This window comes from Winogradskyella sp. (assembly GCF_028282165.1).
Taxonomy (GTDB): domain Bacteria; phylum Bacteroidota; class Bacteroidia; order Flavobacteriales; family Flavobacteriaceae; genus Winogradskyella.
The window spans coordinates 110,398-126,350 of the sequence record NZ_JANQIM010000034.1 but is presented as its reverse complement, the minus strand read 5'-3'; the positions used below and the strand labels follow the sequence as shown (position 1 = coordinate 126,350).

The window sequence follows — 15,953 nt, the reverse complement described above, 5'->3', positions numbered from 1 at the left end:
AAGAATAATGAATATAACAAGAGAAAACATTGATGCATTAAATGCTGTTGTAAAAGTGGATATCGCTAAGGAAGATTACAGCGATAAAGTAGAGAAGATCTTATCTGACTACCGTAAGTCCGCTAATATTCCTGGTTTTAGAAAAGGTCATGTGCCTATGAGCCTTGTTAAAAAGCAGTACGGAAAAGCTGTGCTTGTAGATGAGGTGAATAAGCTGCTTCAGGATGCTATTGGTAAATATTTGGTAGAAGAGAAACTTGATGTTTTGGGAAATCCGCTGCCAAAACCACAAGACGATTTAGATTGGGATGCCGATGCATTTTCTTTTGAGTTTGAATTAGGTCTGGCACCAGAATTCGAAGTGAAGCTAAAAGGTAAAAAAGTAATTATGCATTATAACATTGTTGCAGATGATGAAATGATTGCCAATCAAGTGGAGAATATCCAAAAGCAATACGGTAAGATTATATCTCAAGACCAAATTGCTGAAGATTCTGAAATCACTGGAAAATTTGTAAACGAAGCTGAAAACATTGAAAATGTAGCGACGTTTTCAGTAGATAAAATAAAGGGAAAAGCTAATCTAAAGAAGTTTGTTGGAGCTAAAGTTGGAGATGTTATTACATTAAAAACAAAAAATCTTTTTAACGTAGATTACGGTTTAACCACTTACCTAAAAGTTGATCACCAAGTTGCTAAGGACCTCAATGTTGATGTAACATTCGAAGTGTCAGAAATCAACAAACGTGAGTTGGCAGACCTAGATCAAGAGTTATTCGACAAGCTTTTTGGGCCTAAAGTAGTAACTACCGTCACAGAATTAAAGGAGAAGATTAAAGCAGATTCTGAAAAGCAGTTTGCACAACAAGGTGACCAAAAACTACTGAACGATGTTACCGAATATTTGGTAGAGAGTACAAAGTTCGATTTGCCTTCTGAGTTTCTTCAAAAGTGGATGCAGACAGCTGGTGAGGAACCTATGACCCAAGAGCAGGCTAAAGAAGAATATGAAAAATCCGAAAAGAGCATGCGCTACCAATTAATTGAGGGCAAATTAATTGCAGAACACAATCTACAAGTCCAATTTGAAGAATTGAAAGCTTATGCCATGGATATGATAAAGGGACAAATGGCGCAGTTTGGACAAATGAATCCTTCAGAAAAAGAGTTAGAAGATATTGCAGCACGGATCATGTCTAACCAAGATGAGGTAAAACGTCTATCAGAACAATTAATGAGTCAGAAATTATTAAGTCTTTATAAAACTGAAGCAAATCTTAAAACGAAAGAAATCACTTATGACGATTTTGTTAAAGAGTTCTACAGTTAAAAACTCTTAAGGCTACGCCTTAAACTTTAAATTGTCCTTCCTGCGTAAACAGGAAGCTAAAATAAATTAGTATCTTTAAGGCGTAAAACTGGAAGGTTTTACGCTTTTTTTTTAATCAAAAAACAAATTGAAATTAAATGAATTACGGAAAAGAATTTGAAAAGTTCGCTATAAAGGATCAAGGGATTAATAGCATGTATTATGATAAAATAATGCGAAGTATGTACCCTACAAACTTAACACCTAATATTATAGAGGAAAGACAGCTCAATGCCATTGCAATGGACGTCTTTTCACGATTGATGATGGATCGTATTATATTTCTGGGTACAGGTGTTAACGATCAAGTAGCTAATATAATCCAAGCACAGCTCCTATTTTTACAAAGTACCGATGCCTCAAAAGATATACAGATTTATATCAATTCACCGGGCGGTTCGGTATATGCAGGTCTTGGTATTTACGATACCATGCAGTTTGTAAAACCAGATGTTGCCACCATTTGTACAGGTATTGCAGCGTCTATGGCAGCAGTATTATTGTGTGCAGGTGAAAAAGGAAAACGTTCGGCATTGAAGCACTCGCGTGTTATGATACATCAACCTATGAGTGGTACTCAAGGGCAAGTATCTGATATGGAAATTGCTGTTCGAGAAACAATTAAAGTTAAAGAAGAACTCTATAATATCATTTCTACCCACTCTGGTAAACCTTATGAGCAAGTAGAAAAAGATTCGGATAGAGACTATTGGATGAAATCTGATGAGGCACTAGCCTACGGAATGATAGATGAAGTTTTAGAACGCAAGTAATAGTTAATTCTTACGACTAAAATTCCCTAAATTAGAACTAAGATTATGGCAAAAGAAGAATTAGAATGCTCTTTTTGTGGTAGAAAAAAGTCTGAAACCAATCTATTGATTGCTGGACTAGATGCGCATATTTGCGATCGTTGTATTGAGCAAGCTTATGGCATTGTTGTTGAAGAGTCCAAACAATCAGGAAATTCTGAGCTCAGTGCTGAGTTGATGCTCAGAAAACCAAAGGAGATCAAGGCTTTTTTAGATGAGTATATCATAGGTCAAGAGTATACCAAACGTGTAATGTCAGTGGCTGTGTACAACCACTATAAGCGATTACTTCAGCCTGTGTCCGATGATGATATCGAAATACAGAAAAGCAATATCGTTATGGTAGGGCAAACAGGTACTGGAAAAACCTTAATGGCAAAGACGGTAGCCCGTATGCTCAATGTGCCTTTGGCCATTGTCGATGCTACAGTTTTAACCGAAGCTGGCTATGTTGGAGAAGATGTAGAGAGTATTTTAACACGTTTATTACAGGCCGCAGATTATAACCTCGAAAAAGCACAACGCGGTATCGTTTTTATAGACGAAATAGACAAGATTGCACGTAAAAGTGATAATCCATCAATTACTAGGGATGTTTCAGGTGAAGGTGTGCAACAAGCTTTATTGAAATTGCTAGAAGGTACAGTTGTAAATGTACCACCAAAAGGAGGTCGTAAGCATCCAGACCAGAAATTCATAGAAGTTAATACAGAACATATTCTATTTATTGCTGGCGGAGCCTTTGATGGTATTGAGCGGGTGATTACAAAGCGTCTTAATATGCAGGCTATTGGTTATAGCTCTATAAAAGACGATAATGTGGATGATGACAATATTCTTCAGTATATCATCCCTAAAGATTTAAAGGACTTTGGACTTATACCAGAAATTATAGGGCGTTTGCCAGTGCTAACCCATATGGATCCTTTAGATTCAAATACCTTAAGAGCCATTTTAACAGAGCCCAAGAATGCCATTATCAAACAGTATAAAAAATTGTTTGCCATGGACGATGTAGAGTTTAGTATAACTGAAGGTGCTTTGAATTATATCGTAGAAAAGGCTGTAGAATATAAACTTGGAGCACGTGGCTTAAGGTCACTTTGCGAAGAGATACTCACCGAAGCTATGTTCAATTTACCTGGTTCTGGAGAAACAAAACTTAATGTCACAAAAGCTTATGCAGAAGATAGATTGACAAAGTCAACGTTAAAAAAGTTAAAAGCTGTATCCTAAAGAGAACTATTAAATAAGAAAAAGAAACCACAAATTCTAAATTGAGAATCTGTGGTTTTTTTATTGTTAGGGATTAAATTAAATTAATATTGCTGGCAATATTGTTTATAAGTTAGAATAAAATTGTAGCACATTTATTTACTGCTAAAATAGAATCAACTTTTTGAGTTAAGCGATTTTTATCAAGATTTTGGTTAAAGACGTTTTAAATATCGTTGTATGAAAATTCAAGGCGTTTTTTCTCGTTAAAAGGCAAAGGCCTAAGAGACCTATTTAGCCAAAAGTTTCAATATGGCATTGAGCTCTCTTTCTTCAGACTCAAAACTCAGTGTATAATCTGCATACCCTGGTTTTAACACTTTAATCTGATAGTCTTGATATGGCTTTATTTTAAAACTATAAGTGGCGTCCTTATTGGTAATTTGTCTTTCAATTTCATTGCCATCACTATCTAAGAGGATAACAGTAGAATTGGGAAGTATTTTATCTTCTTCGGAAATAACGATACCTTTAAGCAAATTATAGATTTCTCTTGATTGAAACCTGTATAGATTAAAAGCATTGTTCTTATTATCTTTATTAGATGAGAACACCCCTTTTCTATTGTCTATAAATATAAATCCTACTTCATCTTTTTCAGAATTAACCGAATCTCCTAAACTTCTAGGTGTTTTATAATTAGAATTGGTAACAGTTGAAATAAAGATGTCAAAGCCACCAATACTGCTATGGCCTTTTGATGAGAAAAACAATTCTTTTCCGTTTTTGGCTGTGTGCGGATATTTTTCGTCATCAACAGTGTTGACGACATTACCTAAATTTTCGGGTTGTCCTAAAGTTCCGTCTTTAAAGATTTCGGCTTTATAAATATCAAAACCACCATAGCTGCCTTCCATGTTCGATGAAAAATATAAGTATTTTCCATCTTCGGTGACATGTGGATTTTCAATAGAATGATTATTGCTGCTAATAGATAATACTTGTTCATTAATCCAATTACCGTAAGAGTCCTTTTCCAATTCGGCTTTGTACAACTTATAGTTTAGAGAATTGTTACGTTCACTACGTGTGTAATATATGGTATGTTCATCTGGCGAAAAAGCTACTTGCCCCTCACTGGCTCTAGTATTTAAGATTCTACTAAACAACAAAGGCTGTGATAACTCACCATAGGCTTTAATATCTGTACAAAACAAATCAGTGAAAGGCTCTTTGGTTAATGGATCAACACCATTACCTAGGGCACCAATTCTTTTTGACGATACGATAACCAACTTTTTTCTAAAGGTTGTGCAAGCAATTTCGGAATATTTGGAATTAATCTTCGAAACATTCACGGTATAGGTATAACCGCTTTTATTAGAATCTTTAATTTTATCTTTTACGGGGTCTGTTTTGTCAAACGATAAGAAGGAACAAAACAATGATGCTGTAAGCAGCACATGCAATGTAGCTTTCATAATGTAGGGATTATGGATTAATTACATTACCAAGTTACTAACATAGTTGTGAGCTGTGAATTTTTATCATTTTTTTTAGATTAAATTCACTTTTTTCCGATAATTATTAAGAAAACTCAAATTTCTTGGCTGTAATTATGTTAAAGTTAAGCATTGTTTAGACGCAACAACTCATCAATATAATCTCTGGTATTTGATAAACGTGGAACTTTATGCTGTCCGCCAAGTTTGTTACGCTCTTTCAGCCAATCATAAAAAAGATTGGTCCTAGCACAGTGGATTTTTGGTTTGTTAAGCGTCATATTATTATACCGCTTTGCTTCATAATCGGAGTTGAGTGATTTAAGCGCATTGTCAAAAAGCTCTTCAAAATAGGATAAATCTTCGGGTGGCTTTTTAAATTCTATGATCCACTCGTGCGCTCCTTTTTCTTTCCCTTTCATAAATATTGGCGCAGCTGTGTAATCTACAATTTCTGCAGAAGTTCTCTTGCATACTTTTTTAAGAGCATCCTCGGCATTTTCAATGATTAGCTCTTCACCAAAAACGTTGATGTGGTGTTTTGTTCTGCCAGTCACTTTTATGCGATGTGGCTTTAAACTTACAAAACGTATAGTATCACCAATTTTATAACGCCATAGACCAGCATTTGTAGTAATCACTATGGCATAATTGGTATTGAGTTCTACCTCACTTAGTGGAATCACTTTCTGTTGTTCATTGCCATAGCTATCCATTGGGATGAATTCGTAAAAAATGCCATAATCTAGCATAAGTAACAAATCGCCTGAGTAATTCTGATCTTGAATGGCAAAGAAGCCTTCAGAAGCATTATATATTTCATAATACTTAAATTCCTTTTTGGGCAATATGGCTCTGTATTGCTCTATATATGGATTGAAACTTACACCGCCATGAAAATATACTTCGAGATTTGGCCAAACATCAAATAGATTATCTTTTCCAGTTTTGTCTAATACATTGTTAAGTAGAACAAGCATCCACGAAGGAACACCAGCAAGACTAGTAACATTCTCTTCTATGGTTTCTTCAACAATCGCCTGCATTTTAGTTTCCCATTCGCTCATTAGTGATACTTTGCTGCTGGGAGTACTACTATATTCTGCCCAAAAGGGCATATTGTCAATAAGTATAGCACTAAGATCACCAAATACAGTTCCGTTCTCCTTATATAGTTCCTTACTGCCTCCTAATCGTAAACTTTTTCCTGTAAACAACTGAGATTCTTCATTGTTATTTAGGTACATGCATAGCAAATCTTTACTAGCTGCATAATGGCAGTCTTCTAAAGAATCGGTGCTAACAGGTATAAATTTGCTTTTAGAATCAGTCGTGCCACTAGATTTGGCAAACCATCTTATAGGTCTGGGCCAAAAGATATTTTGTTCTCCATTTCGTGAACGTTCAATTTGTGATTGAATCTCTTCGTAGCTAACCAAAGGGACACGGTCATTAAATTCTTTATAAGTTTTAATAGATGCAAAATCGTACTGTTTGCCTATTTCAGTATCCTTGGCAAATTTTAAAAGACTGAAAAGCAATTCGTTTTGTACTTCATTAGGGTATTTTAGAAACAGCTCAATTTGATGAAATCGTTTTTTTAAAAACCATGAAGCAATAGAATTTACAATAGGAATTGGCATGGATTAGCTATATTTACACTAAATAATTAACGCTAAAAATACTAAAATTCTTTTATGCTGTATAAAGGTGTTTTAATGAAAATGCAGACCGAGTTCTTAGAGCCAATCCAGTATTATTTGGTTTTTGAGAATGACTTCATTCATATGAATCAGTTACTAAATAAACCTATAACACTTAAAAAAGTAGGTGAGGAGTGTATTTGCGGTTTAGGGCGTCCTTTATATCGACAAGGTTTTTGCAAGTCGTGTTTTTTTGAAAAACCTGAAGCAGGTGAGTGGATTATGCGACCAGAGTTAAGTAAGGCTCATTTGGGGATAGAGGACAGAGACTTGGAATATGAAAAGCAAGCACAGTTACAACCACATATTGTCTACTTGGCTAATTCTAGTAATGTTAAAGTGGGCGTAACCAGAAAAAGTCAAGTACCTACGAGATGGATAGATCAAGGTGCTCACGAAGCCATAGAGATAGTTGAGGTGCCTAATCGATACCTTGCTGGTATTACAGAAGTAGCCTTAAAAGATCACGTGGCAGATAAAACCAACTGGAGAAAGATGTTGAAAAATGACATTGAAGATGTTGATCTTTTAGAATGGAGAAGTAATTTGCAAGAATTTATTCCAGAAGAAGTAAAAGACTATTTTATAGAAAGCAATTCTGAAACACATCTTCAGTTCCCAGTAGAACAATATCCTGAAAAACCGAATAGTTTAAATTTAAAAAAGCAGATTGAATACACAGGCAAGCTTGTTGGCATAAAAGGGCAGTATCTTATCTTTGAAGACGATACTGTTTTTAATGTTAGAGCTAATGAAGGCTTGATTGTTGAATTAACTGTTTAGATAAGGTATAGTTTAAATACATTCACTAGGCCAATAAAGAAAAGCAAACTCCCAGTGACTTTATTAATTACGGTATTTATGTTTTCGAACTTTTGTTTGATGACTAGACTGAATTTACTGTAAACATGTAGGGTCAGTAGTTTTCCAATGTACACTCCAAAGAAGAATAAAAACAATACCAAAATTGATGATTCAATGCTTAGGTTTATTGAATAGTTGTTGATTATACCGTAAATAACCAACCAATAAATCAATACAGGAGGATTAAACAGACCTAGCAAGAATCCCGTAAGATACTTTGAAGTTTTTATGATGTGTTTTTTAGATTTCTTTTTTGACGATCTAAAAAAGAGTAATGCGCCAATGCCCAATAGTAATATGGCTATTAAGACTTGAACCCAAAGGTTGGAGTCAAAAAAACTTCTAACCGTCATATTACAATGCAAAGCGTAGTATGATAATATAACTTCTGCAAACCCCGCTGCTAAGGTAATTTTAAATGCTTGCCTAGCATTCTGCCTTATTGTAGTATTGATTACAGCAATATTTGTAGCACCTAATGGTAAAGCACCTAGAATAGCTGTTACAATGCCAATGAGTAAGTAAATAAGAATCATGAACCATTAGTAGTTTCGAGAAAAATATCCTTACAGTTAATGTTAGCTTTGAGTTAAAAATTATTTTGTTCAACCTTTATTATTTAACTTTAAACAAAAACTATAATGAAGACTTCACCATTTCTTTATGTGTACATTACAACATTACTTTTAATAACCATTACCATAATGTGCGCCATGGACTTTCCTTTTAACTGGGTATTTTATTTAACGGTCATTGGGCAAATCCTCGTGGTTGTTATGGTGTATAAAGTATTGACCGATAACTATAGTACTAACAAAACCTTTGAGCATTTTTACGAAGATCGTCCTATAGAACCTTTGGATATTAAGGCAGAAAACGAAAAATTTAGGTAGAGGAGTAGATTTAGATTAGTAGGAGCAAAAAAAGAGCAACATTACGTTGCTCTTTCATATATGTAAATACAAAGCTTAGGCTATTTAGATGTTCTCCTGATCTCTTAAGCTTTGAATGTATTGCGCTTTTTGGATTTCTCTTCTTCTCTTAACAGATGGTTTAGTGAAATAACGAGACTCTCTTAAGTTCTGCATAATCTGTACATTTCTGTGCTTACGCTTGTAACGCTTAAGAGCTCTTTCTATGTTTTCTCCTTCTTTGATTTCGATTTTAATCATCTATCAATGTTTTTTTATTGTCTAATTCTTGCAAATGGTCGGCAAATATAGTCTAACTATTTGAAAATAAAAAATAAATCAACCTAAATACGTCTTTAAAATTTTACTTTTACTAGCATGGCGCAATCGTCTTATGCCTTTCTCTCTTATTTGCCTTACACGTTCTCGGGTTAAATCGTACATGCTCCCTATTTCTTCTAAGGTCATAGGTGGTTGATTGCCAATGCCAAAATTTAGACGGATAACATCACTTTCTTTTTGTGTTAATGTGTCTAAGGCACGTTCTATTTCGGTATTTAATGATGCTTTCATTAGATCTTTATCAGGCCTAGGGGATTCACTTTCGCTTACTACATCATAAAGACTAAATGTCTCGCCCTCCTTAAGTGGTGCATCCATAGATAAATGACGCCCTGAATTTTTTAGGGATTGCTTTACTTCTTTAGTGCTAATATCCAATTCTCTTGCAATTTCTTCAGCGTTTGGAGGTCGTTGATAAATTTGCTCTAGGTGAGAATAAGTTTTATTGATCTTATTAATAGTACCAATTTTATTAAGGGGCAATCGTACTATTCTAGATTGCTCAGCCAATGCTTGTAAGATGGCTTGTCTAATCCACCAAACAGCGTAAGAAATAAATTTAAAACCTCTGGTTTCATCGAAACGCTGTGCTGCTTTTACCAAACCGGCATTACCTTCATTGATCAGGTCTGGGAGTTTTAACCCTTGATTTTGATATTGTTTTGCAACCGACACCACAAATCTTAAATTTGCAGTAGTTAATTTGTCTAAAGCTTCTTGATCACCTTGTTTAATACGTTGCGCCAATTCCACCTCTTCCTCTGCAGTTATCAACGGAATTTTACTGATGTCTTGTAGGTATTTGTCTAGGGATTTGTCTTCTCTGTTAGTTACCTGCTTGGTAATCTTAAGTTGCCTCATGTAGAATTTTTAAAAATTATGAATCTACATTATAACTTAATTATTAAGAAAAACAAGGAAAAAGATCAATTATTGACAAAAACTAGAAAAAACCAATCAGTTTTAATATAAAATCAGTTGTTTTTAGTGGAATCTTGGGCTTTTTTGTCTTTTTTCTTCTTTTTTCCACCAAGAATCCCGCCTAAAACAGAATTTACGCCTTCTTTAAGAGAATCCTTTTGGTCCTTGTTGCTCGAAATTGAGTCTGTTTTAGTAGTTGTTGAGTTTCCTCCCAAGAAACCTCCTAATAAATCATTGATTTGGTCTTTGCCTTGACCCAACAATTTTTGTTTCTGAATTTCTACCAATTGTTTTGTAAGGTCCGAAACACCACTTGTTAAGTCTGTAGAAATATTAGGGCTAGAGAAGCTTCCGTTGATATTCGCAGTTACAGGTATCGAAATACTATTAACATCTTCGTCATTTATTTGACCGATAAGACGATTCACTTCGCCTCCTAAATATTTTGCAGGTACTTGAAAAGCAATATCGTATTGCATATTATTTGTAAAGGTGTGCATCCCCGAAATTTCAATTGGAATGTCTTTATAATTGACAGTAAACGGTTGAAGGGAAACTTGACCGTTATCAAAACTCAATTTGGTCTTTATATCGTTTTGTAATTCTTTAAAGTCAATAAAATTTAATTGGTTGTCTAATCCAGAAAGTAAAGGGCTTTTAGATACATCGATATTAGAAGTTAATATCTCAGCAAGAGCATTGCCAGAAATGGTTGTTAAATCAGGAGAAAAGGTCTCATCTAATAGACCACTAACATCAATAGTAGAGTTTAGTTTTCCTTGTACCACTTTTGCTATAGGGGCTAAAGCTTTTAACATTTCTAAATCTTTAAACGATTGCGAAATGTCAAACTCTTGCATGGCCAATTGCATATCGAACTTGGGCTTAGCTTCTTTTGTACTTACATTACCAGATATACCGAGTTGACCATTAAAAATGTCGGTCGTCATATTCTCAAGTTTGGCATTTTGATCTTTTATCAATAATCGACCTTTTACATTCTTCAAATTAAGATTGTCGTAAATCACTGTTTTGGCATTTGCCGTAATAGCACAATCCAAAAAGTCAGGAATTTTTAGGGATTCGTCTTCAGAAGTAGTTTTGTTAGAGACTTCCGTTGCAGATTCGTCTTCAACCATAAAATCTGAAATAGCAAACGTATTCGAATTAACATCAAAACTACCCTGTAGCTTTTTGTCGCTTAACAAAAATCCTAGCAAGTTATTTATAGTTCCTGTGGCTGAAAAATCACTTTGTCCGGTTTGGGCATCAAAGCTATTTAAACTTACTGTTCCAGGTTTAAAAGTCATGTCTGCATTATTGATCTGTATAGGGTTTACGATATCTTCAGATGAAAATATAAAATCAGAGATCGAAATACTACCATTATTTTTTATGCGCTGATACGCATTGGTTTCAATGGCATCCATATCAAAAGTTGTGTTGAGTTTACCTTTTAAGATTCCGCTTAGTTGATTCTCTAGTTCTATAGGATAAGCTTTGGTGATATTTGCCAAGTTTAAAACACCATCTAAATTGGCATCTACAAGCATGTTGTCTGTTAAGTTTTTAATATGTGCTTCGGACTTAAAGACATCCTGATCTATCTTAAAATCTAGTTGATTTAAATCTACATAAGTGTCATCAGCCTTACCAGTTGTGTTTTTTATGGATGCGTCTATCATAATGTTTTCAACATGCTTTGGCAAATCGGGATATTTAAATGAGGCATTATCCGAACGCATATTGATATCTATGGTCGGAATGGTTTCCTCAGAAATCAACCCTTTTACAATACCACTAACCGTAAAGTTTCCTGTGGTATTAACGTCTTCAATATTCTTAGCATATTCTTTTGGGATAACAGCTAAAAAATCCTTAAAAGATGATTCAGGGTTTTTAAAGGTAATATCAAGTTGTTGGCCTTCTTCAAGCATTTGTATAAACCCATCAAACTCTAGTGGTAGCGCATTGATATAGCCCTTATTTTCTTTAAAAGTATATTTGTTTTGCGCTAAGTCCATTCCAAGAAGTGCATCTAGCTTTATAATATTATTGCTGAGATATTCTGTACTATCAATGGACATGCTTATTCTAGCTTCGGTATTAGTGTCTAATTCAGATTGTTCACCAGAGAAAATACCCTTACCGTTGTGATTAATTTCGGTAGCATAAAGACTTGTGTTTGAAGCTTCGTCTATATATGTAAAGGCGCTATTGTTGAGCTCATAATTTTTGATGTCAAAACTAAAACCCGAAGATGTACTATCCTGTTTTTCTAAAACCTCGTCATCATTACTTTTAACGATATCGTAGTTAGTAGTTCCGTTTTTATTGGTTTTTAAGGTCAGAAGCATTTCATCTGCTATAATTTCGTTTACCGTTAAAGGTTCTTCAGGACCTTTAAACAGTGCACTAATGGGCATTTCAAAAGACAATAATTTGGCAGTTGCTAAAGTTTCGCCCTTAAAAGGCGCTCTGTTGACAATTTGAAGATTTTCAACGCTAACTTCAGCCTTGGGGAAACTACTGATAAGGCTAAGGCTAATATCGTTAAAACTTAGGTCTGCATCTAGATTTTCATCGGCATAATTCTGAACTATAGTATCTATTTTAGATTCTAATATAAATGGAATTGTAATGAGAATAGCAATGAAAAGGAGTAAAAGGATTCCGATAATTTTGAAAAATTTCTTCATAACAGGTAAACTTGGTTTATGAATTATACGTAAAATTCATAAGAAAAGTTGTACAGTTATTAAAATTTATAATGATTTTAATAATTTAATAACAATTAAATCAGATCAATTTCTTCATTCACCTTGAGTTTAAAGCGTTTTCTAAAGGCATAAACACCTAGGTACAGAAATGGCGTATCAAGAGCTGCAACGAAAACTTTAAATAAGAAACCACTAAGCAATAAACCTTTAAAATTTTCCCAATCTATAATGCCAAAAGAGCATAATAAGAATACAATTGTAAACGTATCTACGAACTGGGAAAACCATGTAGAAAAATTATTGCGAAGCCATAAATGTTTGCCTTTGGTTAAGCGTTTCCAAAAGTGATAAATTTGAATATCAACAAACTGAGCAAAAAGGTAGGTAAGCATACTTGCAAATACAGCAATAGCAGAGTTGCCAAAAACGGTATTGAACATTTTATCGTCTACATAAGACCATGACGTTGAAGGAACTTGAGATCCCACATAGATGATTAATAAAGAAAAAACAGAAGCGAAAATCCCAACAACAACAATATCATTAGCACGCTTTTTACCATAGATCTCACTAATTAAGTCCGTTATTAAAAACGTAATTGGATATGGTAGGATACCAACAGAGATCTCAAAAAGTTTACTGCCAAAAATTTCGACATCTACAGGATACCAATAAAAAAACTTTTGAAAAATTAAGTTGGAAACTACTAAAGAAGTGATGAAAAGCGCACCAAGCAAAAGATATATGCGTTGTGCTAAAAGCTTGTCTTTAACTGACATTGAAAACCGTTGATAAATTGTTGATGTAAAGATAATCTATTAATAATTCATCTTTTCATATTTATTGCCTTTAAACTGTTAGATGGAACCTTTGATGTTAAAAAACAAGCATTTTGCTGTAGAGTGATAATTATTTTTAACATGTCGGTTTGTTTTAGTTATTTTGTTAGAGCGTTCAGAATTTTGAAACGTTGTTCAGCGACCATTCAAAATTCTAGAATAACTAATCCCGCTGAATAGCGGGATCTTTATAAAAACATGATTTCTACTAAACCTGTCTATATCGCATTAGGAAGTAACAAAGGCAATAAATTGCAGTATTTGCAGTTGGCCATAGATGCTATTTTTCAGAAGGTAGGTGTAGTCCATAAGATTTCAAAAGTTTATAAAACACCTGCTTGGGGTTTTGAGGGGGAAGATTTTTTTAATGCCTGCATTAAGATTGAAACTCAGTTAAAGCCAAAAACATTACTTAAAACATTAAAGAAAATTGAGCTTGATTTAGGAAGAATTGCTAAGAAAAAAAAAGATTCTTATGAATCGCGAAAGATTGATTTAGATATTTTGTTTTATGCTAATGAGCTTATTGAGGAGAAGAACTTAGTTATTCCACATCCTGAATTACATCATCGAAAATTTGTGTTGCAACCCCTTCAAGATATTGCGAAAGATTTAAAACATCCTAAGCTAGACAAGTCGATTTCTGAATTGTTGCAAGAAAGTGAAGATGATTCAGAAATAGAGCCCATTAAAATCTGGTTAAAAAACCCGAAGAAACATTATAATTTTAGTAAATTCAATTTTATAGCCATTGAAGGCAATATAGGTGCAGGTAAAACCAGTTTGGCGACTAAAATATCCCAAGATTTTAATGCTAAATTGATTTTAGAGCGTTTTGCTGATAATCCTTTCTTGCCTAAGTTTTATAAGGAACCAGAGCGTTACGCATTTACTTTAGAGATGTCTTTTCTGGCAGATCGTTACCAACAGATCAGTGATGATTTGTCACAGTTAGATTTGTTCAAGGATTTTATGGTGAGCGATTATGATGTGCATAAATCCTTGGTATTTTCTAAAGTCACTTTGCCCGAAGATGAATTTAGATTATATCGCAAATTGTTTTATCAGGTCTATAAAGATATTGCACGACCAGATTTATACGTCTACCTCTACCAAAATACAGAACGATTACAGGAAAATATTAAAAGAAGAGGCCGAAAATATGAGGAAGATATCCAAGATGAGTATTTAGAAAAAATCAACGCAGGTTATTTAGAATTCTTAAAATCCCAAACCGAGCTTAATGTAAAGATTATTGATATCTCTGAGCGTGATTTTATAAAAAACCGCGAGGATTATTTGTGGATTTTGAATGAGATAATTTCATGATATTTTCTGTTATTCCGACAGAGCAGTCCCGATAGCTATCGGGAGAGCGACTAGGAATCTCACAGAACTATTTCGAGCAAAACAACATGAAATTTCTTGCTTGAGCTTGAAACGACACGGACAAATTACATGGTATAAAGAAAAGTCAAAATACGTCCTTTTCTATGGTCAAAAACCACCTCATTCAGAATCGTTTCTTCTTTCACTTTTAAATTAAAAGGAGCTTTCAATACACTAACACCACTATTGTGCTTTAATCTGGTTCCTTGCCCAGAAATGATATCGATATTTGGTGTAAAATCACCATTTGGTATGTGTTCAGTAAGAATAATGTATTTGTAGTTGGAGAGTTTTTTTACAATGCTTATAATCTCTTTATTAGATAAATGTTGAAGCACTTGTCGAAGAATTACACAATCTGCTTTTGGTAGTTTATCCTTTGCAATATCCAAACAGCGAAATTCTAAATTTGCTGCTTTAAATAATGTCTTGTTTCTTTCGATGAGATCTTTAACAATATCAACGGCAATGTAACTTGAAGCGTATGGTGCTAATTGTCTACCAATATTAAAATCACCACAGCCCAAATCGCAAACGGATAAGTTTTTTTGATGCGATTTTAAAAATGCAGTAACTGTTTCAACATAAGGTTTTACAATATCTGGATGATGAGAGCCCTCACCAGAATAGAAATCGAAGTCGTTTCCGCCCCAGAGATGCTTATCGTAAATTTGGGTCATGGCATTTTTTGTTGGCCATGGTGTTTTTATTTTCTTTTTCAACTTCTGCATACACTATTACTATTTGTTATTCCTGCGAAAGCAGGAATAACAGCCATATTACAAGTCCTACCTCTGGGAAAATTAGATGGGCTTTTCTAACTTCGAAAACACATCCCAAATTACAACACCAGCGCTTACAGAGATATTTAAGGAATGTTTGGTACCATATTGTGGTATTTCAATAACTAGATCACTGGCGCTAACCACCTCTTGGGAAACTCCTTTAACTTCATTGCCAAAAATAAAGGCATATCTGGTGTCTGGCTGAGGTTCAAAATCATTGAGCCTAGTCGCATTTTCGGTTTGTTCTATAGCACAGACAGTAACATTTTGAGACTTTAGTTTTTCAATAACTTCAAACGTATTTTCATGGTATTCCCAATCCACAGTTTCGGTGCTGCCCAGTGCTGTTTTTCTTATATCGTTATGAGGAGGTTGGGCTGAAATGCCACAGAGGTAAATCTTCTCAACTAAAAAAGCGTCACTGGTTCTAAATACCGAACCAATGTTATTAAGACTGCGAATATTATCCAATACAATAGTTATTAGTGACTTTTTGGCTTGTTTAAATTCAGAAACGTTGAGACGATCTAATTCGCTGTTTTTTAGTTTTCTGTTCATAGTTGTCATTTCTGCGTAGGCAG

At 34.2% G+C, this 15,953-nt stretch carries 15 protein-coding genes; 6 read left to right on the top strand and 9 right to left on the bottom strand.

What is annotated here, in order from left to right; all coding sequences use genetic code 11:
* Positions 1-7 precede the first annotated feature (7 nt).
* The 3 genes from tig (at position 8) to clpX (ending at position 3,417) form a co-directional block, all read left to right on the top strand.
* The gene (gene tig / locus Q0972_RS14410; RefSeq protein ID WP_299366761.1) at positions 8-1,330 is read left to right on the top strand and encodes a trigger factor; all 1,323 of its coding nucleotides are present in this window, start codon (positions 8-10) and stop codon (positions 1,328-1,330) included.
* A gap of 137 nt (positions 1,331-1,467) precedes the next feature.
* Entirely contained in the window at positions 1,468-2,142 is a 675-nt protein-coding gene (gene clpP, locus Q0972_RS14405) for an ATP-dependent Clp endopeptidase proteolytic subunit ClpP (protein WP_299366758.1), read from the top strand.
* A gap of 45 nt (positions 2,143-2,187) precedes the next feature.
* A complete protein-coding gene (gene clpX / locus Q0972_RS14400; RefSeq protein ID WP_299366756.1) occupies positions 2,188-3,417 on the top strand; it encodes an ATP-dependent Clp protease ATP-binding subunit ClpX in 1,230 nt (409 codons plus the stop codon).
* Between the two features lie 269 nt (positions 3,418-3,686).
* Here the strand turns inward: clpX and Q0972_RS14395 are convergent, their stop codons facing one another.
* Both Q0972_RS14395 and Q0972_RS14390 read right to left on the bottom strand, forming a co-directional pair.
* Entirely contained in the window at positions 3,687-4,877 is a 1,191-nt protein-coding gene (locus Q0972_RS14395; protein WP_299366754.1) for a hypothetical protein, read from the bottom strand.
* Positions 4,878-5,023: 146 nt separating this feature from the next.
* A complete protein-coding gene (locus Q0972_RS14390) occupies positions 5,024-6,541 on the bottom strand; it encodes a GH3 auxin-responsive promoter family protein (protein WP_299366752.1) in 1,518 nt (505 codons plus the stop codon).
* 54 nt (positions 6,542-6,595) lie between these two features.
* Between Q0972_RS14390 and Q0972_RS14385 the strand changes: the two genes are divergently transcribed.
* Positions 6,596-7,384, top strand: a complete 789-nt coding sequence (locus tag Q0972_RS14385) for a DUF2797 domain-containing protein (RefSeq protein ID WP_299366750.1) — start codon at positions 6,596-6,598, stop codon at positions 7,382-7,384.
* On the opposite strand, the gene Q0972_RS14380 is transcribed toward Q0972_RS14385, so the two are convergent.
* Positions 7,381-8,001, bottom strand: coding sequence for a LysE family transporter (locus Q0972_RS14380; protein WP_299366748.1), 621 nt, complete (start codon positions 7,999-8,001; stop codon positions 7,381-7,383). The genes Q0972_RS14385 and Q0972_RS14380 overlap by 4 nt on opposite strands.
* 105 nt (positions 8,002-8,106) lie before the next feature.
* On the opposite strand from Q0972_RS14380, the gene Q0972_RS14375 reads away from it, so the two are divergent.
* A complete protein-coding gene (locus Q0972_RS14375; protein WP_299366746.1) occupies positions 8,107-8,358 on the top strand; it encodes a hypothetical protein in 252 nt (83 codons plus the stop codon).
* A gap of 84 nt (positions 8,359-8,442) precedes the next feature.
* On the opposite strand, the gene rpsU is transcribed toward Q0972_RS14375, so the two are convergent.
* The 4 genes from rpsU to Q0972_RS14355 all read right to left on the bottom strand — a co-directional run bounded on the left by rpsU (position 8,443) and on the right by Q0972_RS14355 (position 13,138).
* Positions 8,443-8,637 (bottom strand): 30S ribosomal protein S21, encoded by a 195-nt coding sequence (gene rpsU, locus Q0972_RS14370; RefSeq protein ID WP_299366743.1) that lies wholly within the window; start codon positions 8,635-8,637, stop codon positions 8,443-8,445.
* A 78-nt stretch (positions 8,638-8,715) separates the two neighbouring features.
* Entirely contained in the window at positions 8,716-9,579 is an 864-nt protein-coding gene (locus tag Q0972_RS14365; protein ID WP_299366741.1) for an RNA polymerase sigma factor RpoD/SigA, read from the bottom strand.
* Between the two features lie 113 nt (positions 9,580-9,692).
* Positions 9,693-12,338, bottom strand: a complete 2,646-nt coding sequence (locus Q0972_RS14360; protein ID WP_299366740.1) for an AsmA family protein — start codon at positions 12,336-12,338, stop codon at positions 9,693-9,695.
* Positions 12,339-12,433: 95 nt separating this feature from the next.
* Positions 12,434-13,138: a queuosine precursor transporter gene (locus Q0972_RS14355; protein ID WP_299366738.1), complete on the bottom strand. Its 705-nt coding sequence runs from the start codon at positions 13,136-13,138 to the stop codon at positions 12,434-12,436.
* A gap of 258 nt (positions 13,139-13,396) precedes the next feature.
* Between Q0972_RS14355 and folK the strand changes: the two genes are divergently transcribed.
* The gene (folK, locus tag Q0972_RS14350; protein ID WP_299366736.1) at positions 13,397-14,527 is read left to right on the top strand and encodes a 2-amino-4-hydroxy-6-hydroxymethyldihydropteridine diphosphokinase; all 1,131 of its coding nucleotides are present in this window, start codon (positions 13,397-13,399) and stop codon (positions 14,525-14,527) included.
* Between the two features lie 125 nt (positions 14,528-14,652).
* On the opposite strand, the gene Q0972_RS14345 is transcribed toward folK, so the two are convergent.
* Entirely contained in the window at positions 14,653-15,318 is a 666-nt protein-coding gene (locus Q0972_RS14345; RefSeq protein ID WP_299366734.1) for a class I SAM-dependent methyltransferase, read from the bottom strand.
* A 72-nt stretch (positions 15,319-15,390) separates the two neighbouring features.
* Positions 15,391-15,930, bottom strand: a complete 540-nt coding sequence (locus tag Q0972_RS14340; protein WP_299366732.1) for an RNA methyltransferase — start codon at positions 15,928-15,930, stop codon at positions 15,391-15,393.
* Positions 15,931-15,953 lie beyond the last annotated feature (23 nt).